Annotated in this window: 17 protein-coding genes and 4 tRNA genes; 4 read left to right on the top strand and 17 right to left on the bottom strand. The window is 62.1% G+C overall.

Features of this window, described 5'->3' with window-relative positions; all coding sequences use genetic code 11:
- Window positions 1–38 precede the first annotated feature (38 nt).
- The 15 genes from rpsG to J0M27_RS04745 form a co-directional block, all read right to left on the bottom strand.
- Window positions 39–509: a 30S ribosomal protein S7 gene (gene rpsG, locus J0M27_RS04815; protein WP_294987997.1), complete on the bottom strand. Its 471-nt coding sequence runs from the start codon at window positions 507–509 to the stop codon at window positions 39–41.
- 20 nt (window positions 510–529) lie between these two features.
- Window positions 530–907 carry a 30S ribosomal protein S12 gene (gene rpsL / locus J0M27_RS04810; RefSeq protein WP_294987994.1) on the bottom strand — a complete coding sequence of 126 codons (378 nt, stop codon included), beginning with the start codon at window positions 905–907 and terminating at the stop codon, window positions 530–532.
- A 102-nt stretch (window positions 908–1,009) separates the two neighbouring features.
- Entirely contained in the window at window positions 1,010–5,224 is a 4,215-nt protein-coding gene (gene rpoC / locus J0M27_RS04805; protein ID WP_294987992.1) for a DNA-directed RNA polymerase subunit beta', read from the bottom strand.
- Between the two features lie 29 nt (window positions 5,225–5,253).
- On the bottom strand, window positions 5,254–9,324 hold the full coding sequence (gene rpoB / locus J0M27_RS04800) for a DNA-directed RNA polymerase subunit beta (RefSeq protein WP_294987990.1): 4,071 nt from the start codon (window positions 9,322–9,324) through the stop codon (window positions 5,254–5,256).
- A 174-nt stretch (window positions 9,325–9,498) separates the two neighbouring features.
- A complete protein-coding gene (rplL, locus tag J0M27_RS04795) occupies window positions 9,499–9,876 on the bottom strand; it encodes a 50S ribosomal protein L7/L12 (RefSeq protein WP_294987988.1) in 378 nt (125 codons plus the stop codon).
- 42 nt (window positions 9,877–9,918) lie between these two features.
- A complete protein-coding gene (rplJ, locus tag J0M27_RS04790) occupies window positions 9,919–10,443 on the bottom strand; it encodes a 50S ribosomal protein L10 (protein WP_294987986.1) in 525 nt (174 codons plus the stop codon).
- Between the two features lie 218 nt (window positions 10,444–10,661).
- Window positions 10,662–11,363 (bottom strand): 50S ribosomal protein L1, encoded by a 702-nt coding sequence (gene rplA / locus J0M27_RS04785; protein ID WP_294987984.1) that lies wholly within the window; start codon window positions 11,361–11,363, stop codon window positions 10,662–10,664.
- Window positions 11,364–11,365: 2 nt separating this feature from the next.
- Window positions 11,366–11,797: a 50S ribosomal protein L11 gene (rplK, locus tag J0M27_RS04780; protein ID WP_294987982.1), complete on the bottom strand. Its 432-nt coding sequence runs from the start codon at window positions 11,795–11,797 to the stop codon at window positions 11,366–11,368.
- 121 nt (window positions 11,798–11,918) lie between these two features.
- A complete protein-coding gene (gene nusG / locus J0M27_RS04775) occupies window positions 11,919–12,452 on the bottom strand; it encodes a transcription termination/antitermination protein NusG (RefSeq protein WP_294987980.1) in 534 nt (177 codons plus the stop codon).
- On the bottom strand, window positions 12,449–12,802 hold the full coding sequence (gene secE, locus J0M27_RS04770; RefSeq protein WP_294987978.1) for a preprotein translocase subunit SecE: 354 nt from the start codon (window positions 12,800–12,802) through the stop codon (window positions 12,449–12,451). Before secE ends, nusG begins: the two co-directional genes overlap by 4 nt.
- A gap of 36 nt (window positions 12,803–12,838) precedes the next feature.
- A tRNA-Trp gene (locus J0M27_RS04765) sits at window positions 12,839–12,914 on the bottom strand.
- A gap of 66 nt (window positions 12,915–12,980) precedes the next feature.
- The gene (tuf, locus tag J0M27_RS04760) at window positions 12,981–14,171 is read right to left on the bottom strand and encodes an elongation factor Tu (protein WP_294987976.1); all 1,191 of its coding nucleotides are present in this window, start codon (window positions 14,169–14,171) and stop codon (window positions 12,981–12,983) included.
- A gap of 34 nt (window positions 14,172–14,205) precedes the next feature.
- Window positions 14,206–14,280 (bottom strand) — tRNA-Thr (locus J0M27_RS04755).
- Between the two features lie 35 nt (window positions 14,281–14,315).
- Window positions 14,316–14,389: transfer RNA gene (locus J0M27_RS04750), tRNA-Gly, on the bottom strand.
- A 54-nt stretch (window positions 14,390–14,443) separates the two neighbouring features.
- A tRNA-Tyr gene (locus J0M27_RS04745) sits at window positions 14,444–14,528 on the bottom strand.
- A gap of 195 nt (window positions 14,529–14,723) precedes the next feature.
- Here J0M27_RS04745 and J0M27_RS04740 point away from each other — a divergent pair.
- The 3 genes from J0M27_RS04740 (at window position 14,724) to J0M27_RS04730 (ending at window position 20,401) form a co-directional block, all read left to right on the top strand.
- Window positions 14,724–16,130, top strand: a complete 1,407-nt coding sequence (locus J0M27_RS04740; protein WP_294987974.1) for an FAD-linked oxidase C-terminal domain-containing protein — start codon at window positions 14,724–14,726, stop codon at window positions 16,128–16,130.
- Entirely contained in the window at window positions 16,127–19,624 is a 3,498-nt protein-coding gene (locus J0M27_RS04735) for an indolepyruvate ferredoxin oxidoreductase family protein (protein WP_294987972.1), read from the top strand. Before J0M27_RS04740 ends, J0M27_RS04735 begins: the two co-directional genes overlap by 4 nt.
- A gap of 147 nt (window positions 19,625–19,771) precedes the next feature.
- Complete coding sequence (locus J0M27_RS04730) at window positions 19,772–20,401, top strand: ParA family protein (protein ID WP_294987970.1); 630 nt, start codon at window positions 19,772–19,774, stop codon at window positions 20,399–20,401.
- A gap of 21 nt (window positions 20,402–20,422) precedes the next feature.
- Here the strand turns inward: J0M27_RS04730 and J0M27_RS04725 are convergent, their stop codons facing one another.
- On the bottom strand, window positions 20,423–21,064 hold the full coding sequence (locus J0M27_RS04725) for a response regulator transcription factor (protein ID WP_294987968.1): 642 nt from the start codon (window positions 21,062–21,064) through the stop codon (window positions 20,423–20,425).
- A 99-nt stretch (window positions 21,065–21,163) separates the two neighbouring features.
- Here J0M27_RS04725 and J0M27_RS04720 point away from each other — a divergent pair, with 99 nt between their 5' ends.
- The gene (locus tag J0M27_RS04720) at window positions 21,164–21,562 is read left to right on the top strand and encodes a PhaM family polyhydroxyalkanoate granule multifunctional regulatory protein (protein ID WP_294987967.1); all 399 of its coding nucleotides are present in this window, start codon (window positions 21,164–21,166) and stop codon (window positions 21,560–21,562) included.
- Window positions 21,563–21,598: 36 nt separating this feature from the next.
- Here J0M27_RS04720 and J0M27_RS04715 read toward each other — a convergent pair whose 3' ends face one another.
- Complete coding sequence (locus J0M27_RS04715) at window positions 21,599–22,504, bottom strand: AEC family transporter (RefSeq protein WP_294987965.1); 906 nt, start codon at window positions 22,502–22,504, stop codon at window positions 21,599–21,601.
- Between the last annotated feature and the right edge of the window lie 2 nt (window positions 22,505–22,506).

The raw sequence follows: 22,506 nt of genomic DNA, 5'->3' as shown, positions 1-22,506 counted from the left end.
GAAAGCCTCGCAGGAGAACCAGCGAGACGCGCTACTACTTAGAAGCGGAAGTGCGAGAACGCCTTGTTGGCTTCGGCCATACGGTGCACTTCTTCCCGCTTTTTCATCGCCGCACCGCGCCCTTCGGACGCCTCCAGCAATTCGGCGGCGAGGCGCTGGCCCATCGATTTTTCGCTGCGCTTCCGCGCTGCTTCACGAAGCCAACGCATCGACAAGGCCATCCGGCGGGAAGGACGAACCTCGACCGGGACCTGGTAGTTGGCGCCGCCGACGCGACGGCTCTTGACCTCGACGAGCGGCTTGACGTTATTCACCGCAAGCGTGAAGACCTCCAGCGGATCCTTGCCGCTCTTCGTCTGGATTTGCGAAAAGGCGCCGTAAATGATGCGCTCAGCGACAGATTTCTTGCCGCTGGCCATCAAAACGTTTACAAATTTGGAAAGGTCAACGCTGCCGAACTTCGGGTCCGGCAGAATGTCACGTTTGGGAACTTCACGACGACGGGGCATGGTATCTCCTAAATGCCTGATCAGGCGGCCTTGGGCCGCTTGGCGCCGTACTTGGAACGGCTCTGCTTGCGATCCTTGACGCCCTGGGTATCAAGGCTGCCTCGCACAATGTGATAACGCACCCCGGGCAAGTCTTTGACGCGACCGCCACGAATCAGAACCACCGAGTGCTCCTGCAGGTTATGCCCCTCACCGCCAATGTACGAGATAACCTCGAAACCGTTGGTCAAGCGCACCTTGGCCACCTTCCGCAAAGCAGAATTCGGCTTCTTCGGGGTAGTGGTGTACACGCGGGTACAAACGCCGCGCCGTGCCGGGCTGCTACCGAGCGCCGGCACCTTGCTCTTGGACTGCGGAGCAAGGCGACCCTTGCGCACAAGTTGGTTAATGGTAGGCATGTATATGTCCTGAATGCTGTGCCAAATGCACTGCAAATTTACGAAAAGTCGGCCCCTGCCAAAGGCAAAGAGGCCGGATTATAGAATGGCCGCCGACCAGCGTCAACCTGCCTGTGCGTCTTCCTCTGCAACCGTTGCGCCATCCGCCTGGGCTGGCAGATCGAATAGATTTTGTGCCTCGGCATCCCCGGCAGATTGCTTGCGACGGGTCCTGTGGTACGCCATGCCGGTGCCAGCGGGAATCAAGCGGCCGACAATCACGTTCTCCTTTAGCCCGCGCAATTCGTCGCGCTTGCCCATGATGGCCGCCTCGGTAAGGACACGGGTTGTTTCCTGGAAGGACGCCGCTGAAATAAAAGAATCCGTCGACAAGCTTGCCTTCGTGATTCCATGCAACATGAAGTCGTACATCGTCGGTGTCTTGCCAGCTGCGATCAACTTATCGTTCTCGTCAAGCACGGCGGCGCGCTCTACTTGCTCTTCCTTGATGAAGCTGGAATCGCCCGGATTGGTGATCACCACACGACGCAACATCTGCCGCACGATGACTTCGATGTGCTTGTCGTTGATCTTGACGCCCTGCAACCGGTAGACATCCTGAACTTCATCGATGATGTAGCGCGCCAGTTCCTCCACTCCCTTCAGGCGGAGAATGTCGTGAGGATCTGCAGGTCCATCGACGATGACCTCACCCTTGTTGACCACTTGGCCGTCATGCGCCATCACATGCTTGTCCTTGGTGATCAGATACTCGTGAGCAGTGCCGTCCGGCTCCGTGATCACTAGTCGCTGCTTGCCCTTGGTGTCCTTGCCGAAAGAAACCGTACCAGTGACCTCCGCCAGCACACCAGCGTCCTTCGGCACGCGAGCTTCGAACAGTTCGGCGACTCGCGGCAATCCGCCCGTAATATCGCGCGTTTTTGACGACTCCTGTGGAATGCGGGCCAGAATGTCGCCGACTGCGACAGGTTGGCCATCCTTCACCGTGATCAGCGAACCTACCTGAAAGGTAATGGTTACCACGTGATCGGTACCGTGGATCTTGACTTCCTGCCCGGAGTCGTCAATCAGCTTGACTTGTGGCCGAACTCCCTTTGACGACTTGGAGCCGCGCTTCGAATCGATAACGACCAAAGTTGAAAGACCGGTAACCTCGTCCATCTGCTCGGCTACGGTCGCGTTCTTTTCGACATTTTCGAACTTGACTGTCCCGGCATACTCGGTAACGATCGGACGCGTGTGCGGATCCCAAGTGGCAAGCTGGGTTCCAGCCTTTGCCAAATTGCCGTCATCAGCCAGAAGAGTCGCGCCATAGGGAACCTTGTGACGCTCGCGTTCACGACCATTGTCGTCCGTGATCATTACCTCGCCGGAGCGAGAGATAACGATCTTTTCGCCCTTGGGATTGGTTACGTAACGCATCGTGGCTGTGAACCGGGTGACACCGGCGCTCTTTGCCTCGATGCTGCTCTGCGCCGCCGACCGCGACGCAGCGCCGCCGACGTGGAAAGTGCGCATCGTCAACTGCGTTCCCGGTTCGCCGATCGACTGCGCGGCGATTACACCGACTGCCTCGCCGGCGTTGACCAACGAACCCCGCCCCAGATCGCGCCCGTAGCATTTTGCGCAGAGTCCATATCGCGTTTCGCAGGACAAGGCGCTGCGCACACGTACCTCGTCAATATCAAGGGCTTCGATGGCATCGACGGCGTCTTCATCAAGCAGGGAACCCGCGGGGAACAACACGTCCTGTGTTTCCGGATGAATGACGTCGTTGGTCGCAACACGTCCGAGGATGCGTTCGCGTAGAGGCTCGATGACCTCACCGCCCTCGACCAGCGCCTTCATCGCGAAGCCGTTTTGTGTTCCGCAGTCATCTTCGATCACAACCAGATCCTGGGTCACGTCCACCAATCGCCGAGTGAGGTAACCCGAATTGGCGGTCTTCAGTGCGGTGTCGGCCAGGCCCTTACGTGCGCCGTGAGTCGAAATGAAGTACTGCAATACATTGAGGCCCTCGCGAAAGTTCGAGGTAATCGGGGTCTCGATGATGGATCCGTCCGGCTTCGCCATCAGGCCTCGCATGCCGGCCAACTGGCGAATCTGGGCGGCCGAACCGCGGGCACCCGAGTCAGCCATCATGTAAATGGAATTGAACGATTCCTGACTTACTTGCTTGCCATCTGCACCCGTTACCGTCTGATGGGCCAACTGGTCCATCATGGCCTTCGCCACCTGGTCACCAGCACGACCCCAGATGTCAACCACCTTGTTGTAGCGCTCGCCGACCGTCACGAGGCCGGAAGTGTATTGCTTTTCAATTTCCTTGACCTCGGCTTCCGCGGCGGCAATCAGGCTGTGCTTCTGCGTCGGCACCAGCATGTCATCGACGCAGATCGAGATGCCGGCGCGCGTGGCCAGACGGAAACCCGCCTGCATCAACTGATCGGCGAACACCACGGTCTCCTTGAGACCGCAGCGCCGGAAGCTCTCGTCGATCAGTTTTGAGATCTCCTTTTTCTTCAACGGCTTGTCAATCACCTTGAAAGGCAGCCCGCGCGGAAGTATTTCGGACAGCAGGGCACGCCCGGCCGTGGTGGAATAGCGGGTGATCTTGGGCTGCCACTGCTTGTCCGCGTCCAGTTCGAACTCGCGGATGCGAACCGAAATGCGGGCGTGCAGGTCGATCTGGCGCGAGTCGATGGCGCGGGTGATTTCGGCAATATCGGTGAAGATCATGCCATTGCCGCGCGCTGAGACGTTCTCGCGCGTGGCGTAATACAGGCCCAAGACCACGTCCTGTGAAGGCACGATGATCGGCTGGCCATTGGCCGGCGAAAGAACATTGTTCGAGGCCAGCATCAGCGTGCGGGCTTCCATTTGCGCTTCCAGCGACAGCGGAATATGCACGGCCATCTGGTCGCCGTCGAAGTCGGCGTTGAAGGCCACGCAGACCAGCGGATGCAATTGGATGGCCTTGCCTTCTATCAGCGTCGGCTCGAAGGCCTGGATGCCGAGGCGGTGCAGAGTCGGCGCGCGGTTCAGCATCACCGGATGCTCGCGGATGACTTCTTCAAGGATGTCCCACACCACCGGGGTCTCGGCTTCGACTTCCTTCTTGGCTGCCTTGATGGTGCTGGCGATGCCCATCTTCTCGAGGCGCTCGAAAATGAAGGGTTTGAACAGTTCGAGCGCCATCTTCTTCGGCAGGCCGCACTGGTGCAGCTTGAGCTGCGGACCGACCACGATTACGGAACGACCGGAGTAGTCCACGCGCTTGCCCAGCAGGTTCTGGCGGAAGCGGCCACCCTTACCCTTGATCATGTCGGCCAGCGACTTCAGCGGGCGCTTGTTGGCGCCCGTCATGGCCTTGCCGCGACGGCCATTGTCGAGCAGCGAGTCGACAGCCTCCTGCAGCATGCGCTTTTCGTTGCGCACGATGATGTCCGGTGCCTTGAGCTCAAGCAGGCGCTTCAGGCGATTGTTGCGGTTGATGACGCGGCGATACAGGTCGTTCAAATCCGAGGTGGCGAAACGGCCGCCGTCCAGCGGCACCAGCGGACGCAGGTCCGGCGGCAGGACCGGCAACACTTCTAGAATCATCCACTCCGGCTTGATGCCGGACTGCTGAAAGCCCTCGAGTACCTTGAGGCGCTTGGAAATCTTCTTGCTCTTCGCTTCAGAACCCGTGGTTTCCAATTCCTGGCGCAGGGTCTCAACCTGGCGGTTGAGGTCCAGGGTACGCAGCAGTTCACGTACGCCCTCGGCACCCATCACCGCAGTAAAGTCGTCGCCGTACTCCTCGACCTTTGCGAGGTAGTCGTCCTCCGTCAGCAGTTGCGCACGGTTGAGCGGAGTCATGCCTGGATCGACCACCACAAAGGCCTCGAAGTACAGCACGCGCTCGATGTCGCGCAGCGTCATGTCGAGCACCATGCCGAGACGGCTCGGCAGGCTCTTGAGGAACCAGATGTGCGCGGTCGGCGAGGCCAATTCGATGTGGCCCATGCGCTCGCGGCGCACTTTCGACTGGGTAACCTCTACGCCGCACTTTTCGCAGATCACGCCACGATGCTTGAGGCGCTTGTACTTGCCGCAGAGGCACTCGTAGTCCTTGACCGGCCCGAAGATCTTGGCGCAGAACAGGCCGTCGCGCTCGGGCTTGAAGGTACGGTAATTGATCGTTTCCGGCTTCTTGACTTCACCGTAGGACCAGGAACGGATCTTGTCCGGGGAAGCAAGACCGATCGTGATCGCGTCGAACTCCTCTTCGGCCGCCAGGTTCTGCTTGAACAGGTCTGCAAACAGGCTTTTCATGTGTATTTTCTCCTAGGGGCTTTGGCGGCTCAGTAACGCTCGAGATCGATGTCGATCGCCAGCGAACGGATTTCCTTGACCAGTACGTTGAAGGATTCCGGCATGCCGGCGTCGATCTTGTGCTCGCCCTTGACGATGTTTTCGTACACCTTGGTCCGGCCATTTACGTCGTCCGACTTGACCGTAAGCATTTCCTGCAGCACGTAGGCTGCCCCGTAAGCTTCAAGCGCCCAGACCTCCATTTCGCCGAAGCGCTGGCCGCCGAATTGGGCTTTTCCGCCCAAGGGCTGCTGGGTAACAAGGCTGTAGGGGCCGGTCGACCGCGCATGCATCTTGTCATCGACCAGGTGGTGCAGCTTCAGCACGTGCATATAGCCGACGGTCACCTTGCGCTCGAACGATTCGCCGGTGCGCCCATCGAACAATTCCACCTGTCCGTTGCTCGGCAAGCCGGCGAGCTCCAGCATCGCCTTGATTTCCGATTCGTGTGCGCCATCGAAAACCGGTGTCGCAAACGGCACGCCGCCCTGGAGGTTCTCCGCCAGCTCGACAACTTCCTTTTCGCTAAGACCGTCGATGTCCTCGCCACGGCCGGAGGAGCTGTAGATCTTGTTCATGAACCTGCGGATTTCCGCCGCAGCGGCCTGCTTGCGCAGCATCTCGCCTATCCTGTGACCCAATCCCTTCGCGGCCCAACCGAGGTGGGTTTCCAGAATCTGGCCGATGTTCATCCGCGAAGGTACGCCCAGCGGGTTCAGCACGATGTCCATCGGTGTGCCGTCCGCCATATGCGGCATGTCCTCGATCGGAACGATCTTGGATACCACGCCCTTGTTGCCATGCCTACCAGCCATCTTGTCGCCGGGCTGCAGGCGGCGCTTGACGGCCAGGTACACCTTGACCATCTTTTGCACACCAGGCGGCAGTTCGTCCCCCTGCGTCAGCTTCTTGCGTTTTGCCTCGAAAGCGACATCAAAGTCCTTGCGGGTCTGCTCCAGGCTGTCACGCAGGTTCTCCAACTGCTGCTGCGCATCTTCATCGACCAGGGAAATGTCGAACCAGTGATAGTGCTCAACGGACTCAAGATAGGCCTTGGTAATCTTGGTGCCCTTGACGAGTTTCTTCGGGCCCTTGGCGGCGACGCGGTTGGTCAGAAGCTTCTCGATCCGGGAGAAGGTATCACGCTCGACAATGCGCATCTGGTCGGCGAGATCCTGCTTGTAGCCTTTCAGCATGTCATCGATGATCGACTGGGCACGTTTGTCGCGCTCAATGCCCTCGCGGGTAAATACCTGCACGTCGATCACGGTCCCGATCATGCCCGAGGGTACGCGCAGCGAAGTGTCCTTCACATCCGAAGCCTTCTCGCCGAAGATGGCGCGCAGCAGCTTTTCTTCCGGTGTCAGCTGGGTTTCGCCCTTGGGGGTAACCTTCCCGACCAGCACGTCACCAGCCTCCACTTCGGCTCCGATATAGACGATGCCGGATTCGTCGAGGCGCCCCAGTTGGGACTCGCCAAGCGTAGCGATGTCGCGGGTTATCTCTTCCGCGCCCAGCTTGGTATCGCGCGCCACAACCGTCAGTTCTTCGATATGTACCGACGTAAACCGGTCATCCGCAACGACGCGCTCCGAGATCAGGATCGAATCCTCGAAGTTGTAACCGTTCCAGGGCATGAAGGCCACCAGCATGTTCTGCCCCAATGCCAGTTCGCCCAGGTCCGTGGACGCGCCGTCGGCAACCACGTCACCCTTGGCAATCAGGTCCCCGACCTTGACGATGGGGCGCTGATTGATGTTGGTATTCTGGTTGGAACGCGTGTACTTGATCAGGTTGTAGATATCCACGCCGACCTCGCCAGGAACCGTCTCGGCGTCGTTGACACGAACCACGATGCGGTTGGCATCGATGTAATCCACGACCCCGCCGCGCAACGCCTGCACTGCGGTACCCGAGTCGACGGCGACGGTGCGCTCGATGCCGGTGCCGACCAGCGCCTTTTCCGGACGCAGGCAGGGTACGGCCTGACGCTGCATGTTGGCACCCATCAGGGCGCGGTTGGCGTCATCGTGCTCAAGGAACGGGATCAGCGATGCAGCAACCGAAACGATCTGGCTGGGCGCGACGTCCATGTACTGGACCTCCGACGGCTCCTTTAGCTCGAACTCGCCCTTGAAACGGCACGACACGAGCGCATCGGTGAGCTTGCCCTTCTTGTCCAGTTGGGCATTGGCCTGGGCGATAACGTACTTGCCCTCCTCGATCGCGGACAGGTACTCGATCTCGTCCGTGACATGGCTGCCATCCACCTTGCGGTAGGGCGTCTCCATGAATCCATATTCATTGGTGCGGGCGTACAGCGCCAATGAATTGATCAGACCGATGTTCGGACCTTCCGGCGTTTCGATCGGGCAAACGCGGCCATAGTGCGTCGGATGCACGTCGCGCACCTCGAAGCCGGCGCGCTCGCGCGTCAGGCCGCCCGGGCCAAGTGCCGAAACGCGGCGCTTGTGGGTGATTTCCGACAGCGGGTTCGTCTGGTCCATGAACTGCGAAAGCTGGCTGGAGCCGAAGAACTCCTTGATCGCCGCCGAGATCGGTTTGGCGTTGATCAGATCGTGCGGCATCAGGTTGTCTGACTCCGCCTGATTGAGGCGCTCCTTGACGGCTCGCTCGACGCGAACCAGGCCGGCACGGAACTGATTCTCCGCGAGTTCGCCTACCGATCGTACACGGCGATTGCCGAGGTGATCGATGTCGTCGACTTCGCCACGGCCGTTGCGCAATTCGACAAGGATGCGCACCACGTCGACGATGTCGTCGTTCGACAGCGTCCCTGCCCCCTGGATTTCGTCGCGGCCGACCCGGCGATTGAATTTCATGCGGCCCACGGCGGAGAGGTCATAGCGCTCTTCCGAGTAGAACAGCCCGTGGAACAGGTTCTCGACGGCATCCTCGGTGGGAGGCTCACCGGGACGCATCATGCGGTAGATGGCGACACGGGAGGCCCACTGGTCGGCCGTCTCGTCGATGCGCAGGGTCGAGGAAATGTAGGCGCCACGATCCAGGTCATTGATATAGAGGGTCTGCATCTGCTCGATGGCGCCGGCCGCGAGTTTTGCCAGCAGGTCCTCGGTGATCTCGTCATTAGCGTTCGCCAGGATCTCGCCCGTTTCCGGGTTCACGATGTTGTGGGCAACGATTCGGCCTATCATGAACTCATCGGGAACCAGGATGCGCTTGATGCCAGCCTCTGCCATCTCGCGAATATGCTTGACCGTGATCCGCTTGTCCTTGGCCACGATCAGTTTTCCGGCCTTGTCGAGTATGTCGAGCTTGGCCACCTCGCCACGCAGACGTTCCGGCACCACTTCGAAGGAGACGCCCTTCTTCGCAAAATGGAAGGTGTCGAATTCGAAAAAGGTGGCGAGGATTTGCTCGTGAGTCATGCCGATCGACTTGAGCAGGATCGTCACCGGCATCTTGCGGCGGCGGTCGATACGGAAATAGAGGATGTCCTTCGGATCGAACTCGAAATCCAGCCAGGAGCCACGGTAGGGAATGATCCGCGCGGAGAACAGCAGCTTGCCCGAGCTGTGGGTCTTGCCCTTGTCGTGCTCGAAGAACACGCCCGGGGAACGATGCAACTGGGAAACGATGACGCGCTCGGTACCGTTGATGACGAACGAACCCGTGGTGGTCATCAGCGGAATTTCGCCCATGTAGAGCGGCTGGTCTTCCTTGACCTCCTTGACCGCCTTCGTGTCGCGATCCAGAAGTTCAAGGCGCACCTTGGCGCGCAAAGGACTGGCGAAGGTCAGGCCTCGCTGCTGGCATTCCTTGACGTCGAAGGTCGGCTCGCCTAGCATGAACTCCACGAAGTGCAGGCGTGCATTTCCAGAATGCGCAACGATCGGGAAGATCGACGTGAACGCCGCCTGCAGGCCTTCGTTGCGGCGCTGTGCCGGCGGCACGTCCGCTTGCAGAAAGCGCGTATAGGACTCAATCTGCGTGGCCAGCAGGAAGGGAACGTCAAGGACGTTGGCCCGCTTGGCAAAGCTCTTGCGAATGCGCTTTTTCTCGGTGTAGGAATAGGCCATGGTGGCTCCGTTCAGGATTCAGACGTCAAGGTCAAAAGACAGGGCTGCGGCAAACTGGTTCAGCACTCTCGTCTGACTTCCGCGTCAATTGCTGGAAGTGCTGCTTCAATACATGTTCCTGCAAGCACAAAAGCGGGTTGGCGGCCTCGCCGCCAACCCGCGATTGAACTTCGGTTACTTGACTTCGACCTTGGCGCCAGCCTCTTCCAACTGCTTCTTGAGGGCTTCCGCGTCGGCCTTGCTGATGCCTTCCTTGACGGCCTTCGGCGCGCCATCGACCAGATCCTTGGCTTCCTTGAGGCCGAGGCCCGTGGCAGCGCGAACGACCTTGATTGCTTCCACCTTCTTCTCACCCGCGGCAAGCAGCATCACGGTGAACTCGGTCTGCTCTTCGACAGCGGCGGCGGCGCCGGCAGCGGGAGCAGCCACGGCAACAGCCGCAGCGGCGGCGGAAACGCCGAACTTCTCTTCCATTTCCTTGATCAGTTCGGACAGGTCCAGAACGGTCATGCCAGCGATGGCATCAAGTATTTCAGCTTTGCTTACAGCCATGATTACAACTCCTGAATGAATGATTGCTTCAATAAAAAACGATTACGCAGCCTCTTTGGCGTCACGCACGGCAGCGAGGCCCCGAACGAACTTCGTCGGGACTTCGTTGAGCGTGCGGACGAACTGGGTGATCGGTGCCTGCATGGTGCCGAGGAGCTTGGACAACAGTTCCTCGCGGCTCGGCATCGTCGCCAGCGCCTTGACACCAACTGCGTCCATGACGTAGTTGGGCATTGCGCCGACTTTGATGGTGAGCTTGTCGTTGCCCTTGGCGAAATCGTTGAGCAGCTTGGCGGCAGCCACCGGGTCCCTGGAAATTCCATAAATCAGGGGACCGGCCAGTTTGTCGGACAAGCCTTCGAACGGGGTGCCGGCGACGGCACGACGCACAAGGGTATTCTTTACAACACGCAGGTAAACACCGGACTTGCGCGCGGTTGCGCGCAATGCGGTGAGATCAACCACTCCGAGACCACGGTACTCTGCGGCGATGATCGACTGGGCATTCGCAACTTCTGCGGATACTTCGGCAACTACCGCCTTCTTGTCGTCAAGATTGAGACTCACGGTCAACTCCTATTAAACCCCAACGCCGAAAAGTCGGCGCTGGTGATACGGCGACCTTCATTCAGGAACCGAGATTCCATCATCGGGTAACGCCATCTACGCCGGCAGCCGCGACGATGTTCCGTCGCCATGCTTTACGTCCTTGCGGACACCTGCGGTCTTTGACAACCTGCAGCGCCATCCGCACGAAAGCGCGGACAGCGCTGCAGCCCAAAGTTCTATGCTTGCGCCGACAGGCTGGCCTGGTCGACACGAACGCCGGCGCCCATGGTGCTGGACAGCGACACCTTCTTCAAATACACGCCCTTGGAAGCAGCCGGCTTGGCCTTCTGCAGTGCCTCAATCAGGGCCGAGAGGTTGGTCTTCAGCGAATCGACGCTGAACGACGCGCGGCCGATCGTGCAGTGGATGATGCCGGCCTTGTCCGTACGGTACTGCACCTGGCCTGCCTTGGCATTCTTCACCGCGGTCGTCACGTCCATGGTCACGGTGCCGACCTTCGGGTTCGGCATCAGGCCGCGCGGGCCGAGGATCTGGCCGAGAGCACCGACCACCTTCATGGCGTCGGGCGTGGCGATCACGATGTCGAAGTTCATGTTGCCCGCCTTGACATCGGCGGCCAAGTCATCGAAACCGACCACGTCGGCGCCGGCGGCCCGCGCATCCTCTGCCTTGGCGCCCTGCGCAAACACGGCGACGCGAACGGTCTTGCCGGTACCCGCCGGCAATACGACGGAACCGCGCACCAGTTGGTCCGACTTCTTGGCATCGACGCCAAGATTCACGGAAACGTCGATCGACTCGTCAAACTTCGCGGTCGCGCATTCCTTGACCAGGTTCAGCGCATCAGCGATCGGATAGGCCTTGTTGCGGTCGACCTTGGCCAGGACCGCTACTACGCGCTTGGATTTCTTCGCCATGATCAGAGTCCCTCCACGGTGATGCCCATGCTGCGGGCGGAACCCGCGATGGTGCGCACGGCTGCATCGAGATCGGCAGCGGTCAAATCCTTCATCTTGGTCTTGGCGATTTCCTCGGCCTGGGCACGAGTGATCTTGCCTACCTTGTCAGTATGGGGCTTGGGCGAACCCTTGGTAATGCCAGCCGCCTTCTTGATCAGAATGGTCGCCGGCGGCGTCTTCATGATGAAGGTAAAGCTCTTGTCGGCGAACGCCGTGATCACCACCGGAATTGGCAGGCCCGGCTCCAACCCCTGGGTCTGGGCATTGAAGGCCTTGCAGAATTCCATGATGTTGAGGCCGCGCTGGCCCAGTGCCGGACCGATGGGGGGCGAGGGATTGGCCTTGCCTGCCGGTACCTGCAGCTTGATGTAACCGATAATCTTCTTTGCCATGAAGGCTCCTGATCAAAGTGAGTCGTAACGCGCGTTCATGCGCCCGAATGGACGTGCTACTTGCGCTCCTCGTTGCCGCCGTACCACCGAAACCGGCCGCGGCGGCGCGGCCTGGAAAACCTCAGGCCTTCTCGACCTGCGCAAACTCCAGTTCCACCGGCGTGGCGCGACCGAAGATGGTCACGGAGACACGCAGGCGGCTCTTCTCGTAATTGACTTCCTCGACGTTGCCGTTGAAGTCGGTAAACGGGCCTTCCTTGATGCGCACCATCTCACCCACTTCGAACAGAACCTTGGGGCGCGGTTTTTCGACCCCGTCCTGCACCTGCTGCATGATCTTGGAAACTTCCTTTTCCGAAATCGGGGTGGGCTTGGTAGACGTCCCGCCGACGAATCCGGTGACCTTGGGCGTACTCTTGACGAGATGCCAGGAGTCGTCGTCCATCTCCATCTCGACCAGAACGTAACCGGGGAAGAATTTCCGCTCGGAAATGCTCTTCTGGCCGTTTTTCATTTCAACGACTTCCTCGACCGGCACCAGAACCTGGCCAAACTTGTCCTGCATCGCGGCGCGGTTGATGCGCTCGACCAGCGCGCGCTGAACCGATTTCTCGAATCCGGAATAAGCGTGAACGACGTACCAGCGTTTTGTCATGATTTTTTCCAGCCCAGAACCAGGTCGTAGAGCACCCATTCGAGGGTCTTGTCGGTCATCCAAAGCACGATGGCCATGGTCAGCACGAACGCAAACACGATACCCGTGGTCTGCAATGTCTCCTTGCGCGAAGGCCAGACCACCTTTTTCGTTTCAACCACCGTCTCCTGGCTGAACTCGAAAAAACGCTGCCCCGGAGCGGTAAACCAGGCAACCGCAATTCCCGCGCCCAAACCGGCGAGCACGGACAGCACGCGCAGAATCATCGGCTGGTTGCCGAGGAGGTAGAACCCGGCCACGCCGGCGGCCAACAACAAGAGCGCCAGCAGGAACTTCAGTTTATCGGCCATAAAGTATTAAGTTATTGCGCAATCGCTTCAAATCAGTGGCAGGGGCGGAGGGAATCGAACCCCCAACCTGCGGTTTTGGAGACCGCCGCTCTGCCAATTGAGCTACACCCCTGCAGCAGAGACTACAGGGCGACACCTCGTTGCCGATGTGCCGCCCACCTGTGAAGGCCGCGCGTTGTTATTCGATGACCTTGGCGACGACACCGGCGCCGACGGTACGGCCGCCTTCGCGAATGGCGAAACGCAGGCCTTCTTCCATGGCGATCGGGGCGATCAGTCGCACTGTCATCGCCACGTTGTCTCCCGGCATCACCATTTCCGTCCCGGCCGGCAGTTCGATGCTGCCCGTGACGTCGGTGGTGCGGAAGTAGAACTGCGGGCGATAGCCATTGAAGAACGGGGTGTGACGGCCACCTTCGTCCTTCGACAGGATGTACACCTCGGAGGTGAAGTGCGTGTGCGGCGTGATGCTGCCCGGCTTGGCCAGCACCTGGCCGCGCTCGACTTCTTCACGCTTGGTGCCGCGCAGCAGCACGCCGACGTTGTCACCGGCCTGCCCCTGGTCCAGCAGCTTCCTGAACATTTCGACGCCGGTGCAGGTGGTCTTGGTGGTGGGGCGGATGCCGACGATTTCGATTTCTTCGCCGACCTTGACCACGCCGCGTTCGACACGCCCCGTCACGACGGTGCCGCGGCCGGAGATCGAGAAGACGTCTTCGATCGGCATCAGGAAGGGCTTGTCGATCGCGCGCTCGGGCGTCGGGATGTAGCTGTCCAGGGCATCGGCCAGGGCCATGATGGCCATTTCGCCGAGCTCGCCCTTGTCGCCTTCGAGGGCCTTCAGGGCCGAACCCTTGACAATCGGGATGTCGTCGCCCGGGAAGTCGTACTTGGAGAGCAGCTCGCGCAGTTCCATTTCGACGAGTTCGAGCAGTTCGGCATCATCGACCATGTCGCACTTGTTCATGAACACGACCATGTAGGGCACGCCCACCTGGCGCGCCAGCAGGATGTGCTCGCGGGTTTGCGGCATGGGGCCGTCGGCGGCGGAACAGACCAGGATGGCGCCGTCCATCTGCGCGGCGCCGGTGATCATGTTCTTGACGTAGTCGGCGTGGCCCGGACAATCGACGTGGGCGTAGTGACGGTTCTTGGTTTCGTACTCGACGTGCGCGGTGTTGATCGTGATGCCGCGTGCCTTTTCTTCCGGCGCCGCATCAATCTGGTCATAGGCTTTCGCCTCGCCACCAAACTTCGCCGACAGCACCGTCGTGATCGCCGCCGTCAATGTCGTCTTGCCATGGTCTACGTGACCAATCGTCCCCACGTTCACGTGCGGCTTCGTACGCTCAAATTTGCCTTTTGCCATGTCGCACCCCAACAAATAAACAATCACTAGAAAATGGTGCCCTTGGCGTGGATCGAACACGCGACCTCTCCCTTACCAAGGGAGTGCTCTACCACTGAGCTACAAGGGCTGAAATCTTCAACTGCCAACAACACTTGCCAAACCTGGAGCGGCGAGCGGGAATCGAACCCGCGTAATCAGCTTGGAAGGCTGATGTTCTACCATTGAACTACCGCCGCCCGCCCTACTTGTCCGCTTACCGCTTTGAAACCACGACCATTTCCAAAATCCGCTGGTGGAGGGGGAAGGATTCGAACCTTCGAAGGCAGAGCCGTCAGATTTACAGTCTGATCCCTTTGACCGCTCGGGAACCCCTCCAGCTGAACCCGTGATTATCTCCACATTCGACGGGGCCGTCAAGGAGAAAGTCAGACATTGGCGAATTCGCGATCCCTGGCACTCCCAGCCGTGCCACAGCGCTGTTCGGCACGAAGTCCGCAATCGCCATCGAAGGCGGTAACGCCGCTGGACGCGCGGCGTACAATTCCGCGACGCCCCCAGCCGGAGATCGCCATGAACGCACCATCCGAGCGCCCCCCGCTTCCGTCGGAATTGTCCGACAGTCTCGCCAGACGCTTCGGCCCCCGCTTCTCGGTTTCCACGGCGGTTCGCCTCCACCACGGCAAGGACGAGTCCTCGCATCCGCCGATGCCCCCCGACGCCGTGGTATTCGCCGAGTCGACCGAGGAAGTCGCGGCGGTCGTCGCGCTTTGCCACCAATTCCGAACGCCGGTCATCGCATTCGGAACCGGCACCTCGCTCGAAGGTCACCTTCTGGCCGTGCAAGGCGGCGTGTGCATCGACCTTTCCGCCATGAACGCCGTCGTCGCCATACGCCAGGACGATCTCGACGCAACGGTTCAATGCGGCGTGACGCGCAAGGCACTCAATGCCGCTCTGAATGGGACGGGCTTGTTCTTCCCCATCGACCCCGGCGCCGACGCCAGCATCGGCGGCATGGCGGCGACCCGCGCGTCCGGAACCAATGCCGTGCGCTACGGCACGATGCGGGAGAACGTGCTGGGAATGACGGTGGTCCTGCCCGACGGACGCATCCTCAAGACCGGGGGCCGTGCCCGCAAGTCCGCGGCAGGCTACGACCTGACGCGCCTCATGGTCGGCTCCGAAGGCACGCTGGGCATCATCACCGAACTGACGGTCAAGCTCTATCCCGTACCCGAGGCCATCTCCAGCGCGGTCTGCGCCTTCCCGACGCTCGCGGCGGCGGTGAGGACCGTGATCCAGACCATACAACTCGGTGTTCCGGTGGCGCGCATCGAACTGTTGGACGCGCTGGCGATCACCGCCATCAACCGCCACAGCAAGACGGCATTGCGCGAGGCGCCGACCCTGTTTTTCGAGTTCCACGGCTCGCCGACCGGGGTCAAGGAGCAGGCGGAAACGGTCCAGGAGCTTGCGACCGAGCATGGGGGACAGGATTTCGAATGGGCGACGCGCCCCGAAGATCGCAGCCGCCTGTGGCAGGCGCGGCACGACGCCTATTACGCCGGCCTCGGGCTCAAGCCGGGCTGCCGGGCGCTCACCACCGACGTCTGCGTGCCGATCTCGATGCTGGCGGACTGCATAGCGGAGACCTTCCGCGACCTCGACGAAAACGCCAGCGGCCTCGCCGGCCCCCTGGTCGGCCATGTCGGCGACGGCAACTTCCACATCATGCTGCTGGTCGATGGCGACAGCGCCGACGACCTGGTGCGTGCCAAGGGCTTTGCCGCGCGCCTGGCGCAGCGCGCGATCCACATGGACGGCACCTGCACCGGCGAACATGGCGTCGGCATCGGCAAGCAAGGCTACATGGCACTCGAACACGGTGACGTGGCGATCGAATTGATGCGGACCATCAAGCGCGCCATCGACCCCGACAACATCCTGAATCCGGGCAAGATCCTGCCGCCGGCATGAACGCGCCGTTGCGCAACATCACGCTGGAAGACAAGTACGCGCTCGGCGCAGGCCGCGTGTTCCTCACCGGCACCCAGGCTCTGGTGCGCCTTCTCCTGCTGCAACGCCAACGCGACGCGCTGGCCGGCCTCAACACCGCCGGCTACGTCAGCGGCTACCGCGGCTCGCCGCTGGGCGGGCTCGACCAGGCGCTGTGGAAGGCCAGGCCGCATCTGGCAACGAACCAGGTGGTGTTCCAGCCGGGCGTCAATGAGGACCTCGCCGCCACGGCGCTGTGGGGCACGCAGCAGGTCAATCTGTCGCCCGGGGCGAAACATGACGGTGTATTCGGCATGTGGTACGGCAAGGGGCCGGGCGTGGATCGCTGCGGCGATGTCTTCAAGCACGCCAATTCGGCCGGTACGTGGAAGCATGGCGGCATACTGGCGGTGGCCGGCGACGACCATGCCGCGCGCTCGTCCACCGTCGCACACCAGTCGGAGCACGCGTTCAAGGCGGCAATGATGCCGGTACTGGTGCCGGCCGGTGTGCAGGACTACCTCGACCTCGGCCTGCACGGCTGGGCCATGAGCCGCTATTCGGGCTGCTGGGTCGGTTTCAAGGCGGTGGCCGATACGGTCGAATCCTCGGCTTCGGTCGATATCTCGCCCGACCGCGTAAAGATCGTCCTGCCCGACGACTACTCCTTGCCGGCGCAGGGCCTCAACATCCGTTGGCCGGATGACCGCCTGCTGCAGGAAGCGCGGCTGCTCGACCACAAGCTCTACGCCGCGCTGGCTTACTGCCGCGCCAACCGGCTGAACCAGGTCGTGATCGACGCGCCCAATCCGCGGCTGGGCATCATCACCACCGGCAAGTCCTACCTCGATGTGCGCCAGGCCTTCGACGACCTCGGCATCGACGATCGGCTTGCCGCCGAGATCGGCATCCGCCTCTACAAGGTCGGCATGGTCTGGCCGCTGGAATCCGACGGCGTGCGCCGCTTCGCCGAAGGCCTCGAAGAAATCCTGGTGGTCGAGGAAAAGCGCCAGCTGATCGAATACCAGTTGAAGGAGGAACTTTACAACTGGCGCGAGGACGTCCGTCCGCGCGTGATCGGCAAGTTCGACGAACAGGGCGAGTGGGCGCTGCCCAACGGTCGCTGGCTGCTGCCTGCCTCAGGCGAACTGTCGCCGGCGCAGATCGCCCGCGTCATTGCCGATCGCATAGGCAGGCATTTCACCTCGCCGCGCATCCGTGAGCGGCTGGCTTTGCTGGAGGCTAAGGAGGGCTCCGCCACGCTGGCGATTCCCGTGGTACGGACGCCCTACTTCTGCCCCGGATGCCCGCACAACACATCCACCTGCGTGCCCGAAGGCTCGCGCGCGCTGGCCGGCATCGGCTGCCATTTCATGGCGCTGTGGATGAACCGCGCCACCTCCACTTACTCCCACATGGGCGGCGAAGGCGCGGCCTGGATGGGCCAGGCGCCATTCACGGAGCAGCGCCATGTCTTCGTCAATCTCGGCGACGGCACCTACTTCCACTCCGGCTCGCTCGCGGTGCGCGCGGCCGTGGCGGCCTTCAACGGCTCGCCCCTGGCCCAGGAACAAAAAAAAGGGGTCACCTACAAGATCCTCTATAACGATGCCGTTGCCATGACCGGAGGCCAGCCGGTCGACGGCAACCTGACGGTACCGCAGATCGCCCACCAGCTGCATGCGGAAGGCGTGCACCACGTCGTCGTCGTCACCGACGGCACGCCGCGCGCCTACGGCCATCCCGATCTGCCGCACGGCGTGCCGATCCGCCATCGCGACGACCTGGATGCGATCCAGCGCGACATGCGCGAATGCCCCGGCGTTTCCGCCATCATCTACGACCAGACCTGCGCCGCGGAGAAACGCCGGCGCCGCAAGCGCGGCAAGATGATCGATCCGCCGCGCCGCCTGTACATCAACGAAGCCGTCTGCGAGGGCTGCGGCGATTGCGGCGTGCAGTCCAACTGCCTCGCCGTGGTGCCGTTGGAAACCGAGTTCGGACGCAAGCGCGCGATCGACCAGTCCGCCTGCAACAAGGACTACTCCTGCGAAAAGGGATTCTGCCCCAGTTTCGTTTCGGTGATCGGCGGCAGCGTCAGGAAGGGCCGCGGAACAGCCGGCTCCGGCACCACGGCCGATTCCTTCGCCGTGCCGCCGGCGCCGACTCTTGCCGCCACGGCAACTCCGTACGACATCCTCATCACCGGCGTCGGCGGCACCGGCGTGGTCACCCTCGGCGCCCTGATCGGCATGGCGGCGCACATCGATGGCAAGGGCGTCACCGTGCTCGACATGACCGGCCTCGCACAAAAGGGCGGCGCCGTGTTCTCGCACGTGCGCATCTGCGACGACCCCGACGCCATCCATGCGGTGCGCGTCGCCACCGGCGAAGCCGATGCGGTGATCGGTGGCGACGTCATCGTCACCGCCTCGCCCGACGCCCTGACACGCATGCAGAGCGGGCGTACGCGCGTGGTGGTGAATTGCGCGGCGACCCCGACCGCGGATTTCACCCGCAATCCCGACTGGCAGTTCCCTCTCGATCGAATGCAGGGCCTGATCGGCGAGACGGTCGGCAATGGCGCGGCACACTTCGTCGATGCCTCGGACCTCGCCCTGCGCCTGCTCGGCGATTCGATCGCCGGCAACCTGTTCCTGCTCGGTTACGCGTGGCAAAAAAGCTTGGTGCCCGTCTCGTGGGAAGCCATCGATCGCGCCATCGAGTTGAACGGCACGGCGGTGTCGATGAGCCGCGCCGCTTTTCTCTGGGGCCGGCGCGCCGCGCAGGATGCGGCTGCCGCCCTGGCCCACGCACGGCCCCAGGCTGCCGTGTCGCCGGCGCCGACTCTTGAACAGCTGATTGCCAGACGTGAAAACATCCTGGCCGACTATCAGGATGCCGCCTACGCCAGCCGCTACCGCAACCAGATCGAGCAGGTCCGTGCCGCCGAGGCGGCGCTGGGTTCAACGCGACTCGCCACCGCAGTGGCAAACAACCTGTTCAAGCTGATGGCGATCAAGGACGAATACGAGGTGGCGCGGCTGTATGCCGAGTCCGACTTCATGCAAAGGATCGGCGAGCGGTTCGAGGGTGACTTCACGCTGCGCTTCCATTTCGCGCCGCCCCTGCTCGCTCCTCCGGATCCGAAGACCGGCCAGGCGCGCAAACTGGCCTTCGGCCCCTGGATGTTCACGGCATTGAAATGGCTGGCCAGGGGGCGGTGGCTGCGCGGCACGCGCTGGGATGTCTTCGGCCGCAGCGAGGAACGAAGGCGCGAACGTGCGCTGCTGGCGGACTATGAAGCCGACATCGCGGCAGTGCTCGGGAAACTGGACCACGGCATGCTCGACGCCGCCGTGGCGCTGGCCGCATTGCCGGAGAAGATTCGCGGCTTCGGCCATGTCAGGCGGCGCAGCATCGATGGCGTCGCAGCGGAGCGCGCGGCCTTGCGCGCGAAGCTCGGCATCGACTGAGGAACGACTACCCGGCCGACCGACGCCATCCCGCCGGAAGAATGCGGCGATTGCCGCCCAAATTCGGATTTCAAGCGCGGCGTCGATGGCCAATAATTGCCGGGAACCAGAGCCCGGCCGCATGGCGGGATCGACCAGGAGTCGCAAATGGCGGAAATCGTCTGCGTCATCGGCAACAAGGGGGGCACCGGCAAGACCACGATGTCCCACATGCTGTGTCACGGCCTCGGCCTGCTCGGCCAGCGCGCCGTCTGCGTGCTGACCGACACCTGCCGCGAACCGCTGGATCCTGCCGGGCGCCGCTACCTGATCGCCGATGCGCGGTCACGCGAAGCGCTACACAAGGTGACCGGCAAGATCCGCTCACTCAATGCCTGGATGGGAGTGATCGACGGCGGCGGCAACCGCACGGAAGCGGACCGCAACCTCTACGCCATGGCGGACCTGGTGCTGCTGCCGTTCCGCGATTCGCACGAGGACATCCGCACCGTCATCCGCGACCTGGAGATGTTCCCGCGCGCCTACGCCATTCCCTCGCAATGGCCGAGCAATGCCTGGCAGCGCGAGGCGGCGGAAAAGACCGTCGACCAGTTTCTGTCGCACTTCGGCGACCGCATCCTGGAACCGGTGACCAGCATCTCCGCCAGCAAGTACCTGCTGCAGAAAACCATGCCGGCCAGTCTTCCTTCGCCGCTGGCGAATGCCAGCCGCGGAATCGCCCGTCAGGTGCTCGACCTGCTGAACATCTCGATTCGCAGCGAAGCGGAAACCGCCTGAACACCCGCGGCGGTCGCTGCGTCAGTGGCGGCGCGGCTTGCGGCTGGCGAGCAGAGCGGCTTCCGAGCGGTTGCTGACGCCCATCGCCTTCATGATCGCGGAAACGTGAATCTTGACGGTGCCCTCGCTGAGTCCCAGCAGTTCGCCGATCTGGCGATTGCTGCGCCCTTCGGCGAGGAAATCCATCACGCGCGACTGGGCGGCGGTGAGGCCGAAGCGCTGCGCCAGCGATTTGCCGTCGCCGTGGGCCGAACCGCTTCGATTGGCCAGTTCCTGCAGCTTGGCCGGCAGATAGACCTCGCCGGCCAGGACAGCGCGCAAGGCATCGAGCAATTCCGTGCTGGATCCGGCCTTGGAAACGAAACCCGAAGCGCCCGCCTTCATCACCCGCGATACCGTGTCGGCGTCGTCCAGGGCCGACAGCACGACGACAGGCACGGTCGGAAAGCGTCGGCGCACGACGGGAAGGAAGGTCTGGCCGCGGGTACCGGGCAGCATCAGATCGAGGATCATCATGTCGATGTCCTGCTTCTCGAGCACACCGATGGCTTCGTTGGCATCCGGCACGCCGATGGTGCGGGTGTCCTCACCCAGGTTTTTCAGCGTCGCAAGCAGGCCCTCGCGCACCAGGGCATGATCTTCCACCACCAACAGATTGAGCATGGATTTCCCCTCGGGCCGCTTGCGGATATGACAAAGGGCAGTTTAGCGCGGAACACGGCGCTGGGGTAAGATCGACCCACCATTCCGGGAGCCAACACCATGAGCAACACACCGTCCGATCCGATGGAATTCCTCAAGTCCCTCTGGGGCAACACCGGCATGCCCCTTCCGGGCCTGGTGACGCCCACCCTCGACACCAACGAACTGGAAAAACGCATCGCGGACCTCAAGGCCGTGGAAGGCTGGCTCAAGACCAATCTCGGCATGCTGCAGATGACCATCCAGGGTCTGGAGATGCAGCGCGCGACGCTGTCGGCGCTGCAGGCCATCAGCCAGTCGGCGAGCAGCCCGGAAGCCCAGGCCAATCCTTTCGCCAACCCGGCGCTATGGCCGTGGAACTTCATGCAGGGTGCCGGCCAGGCCGCGGCCGCCGAAACTACCGCAGCCGCGGAAGCGGCTGATGCGGACGCGACAAAGGCCAGGGACAAGAAGAAGTAGTGCTTTGCCCGCCTGCCTCCCCTTTGCGGTCCGGCGTCAGCGCAGGCCCAGCCAGAGCGGGATGCTGAGCATGCTCGCCAGCGTTCCCGCCGAAATCAGCCAGGCTACGCGCGCGCCGTCGCCGCCCATGCGCTGGGCCAGGATATAGGCCGAACTCGCGGCCGGCAGGGCGGCGAAAATCAGCGCCACATCGGCATGCACACCGCCCAAACCGAAGACGCGTATCAGCAACAAGGCAATCGCGGGCATCGCCACGAGCTTGACCAGCAGAAAATAGCCCGCAGCCAGATGCGTCGCCGTACCTCCAGCGCCGACTATGCGCAGTCCACCGCCGACGGCCAGCAAGCCGAGCACGATCGCGGCGTCACCCAGCCTGCCGAGGAATTTGAGTGCCACCGTCGGTAGTTCGAGGCCGCCCAGGTTGGCGGCAATTCCGGCCAGCGTCGCCAGGATCAAGGGATTGCGCAACACTTCGCCCAACACGCCGGCCTCGCCATGGCGCGCCAGCATCCACACCGCCGCCAGATTGGCCGGCGGCACCATGAGGCCGACCACGATGCCCATGGCGGCGATTCCGGGAATGCCATGCAGCGAGCCGGCGACCGCCAGACCGATGTAGGAATTGAAGCGGAAGGCGCACTGGTACTGGGATGCAAAGGAGATCGACGTGATCGGCAAGAAGCGCGCGCCCAGCCCCAGCAGCATGCCACCGCCCATCGCCGCACCGGCCACGGCAAGCATGGGCGCCGCTGATGACCATTCGATACGCACCTTGACCAAGCCGCCGAACAGCAGCGCCGGGAACAGCACGTAGTAGACCAATTTCTCCAGGCCGCTCCAGAAGTGGTCGCCCAGGTGCAGGAGGCGGCGCAGGCTGGAGCCGAGCAGGATCAGGGCAAAGTCAGGAAAGAGTGCGAGGGCGAGCGCGGCATCGACGGGCATTG

This window comes from Sulfuritalea sp. (assembly GCF_017302275.1).
Taxonomy (GTDB): domain Bacteria; phylum Pseudomonadota; class Gammaproteobacteria; order Burkholderiales; family Rhodocyclaceae; genus Sulfuritalea.
The sequence above is the reverse complement of the archived record's forward strand: the minus strand, read 5'-3'. Positions and strand labels throughout refer to the sequence as shown.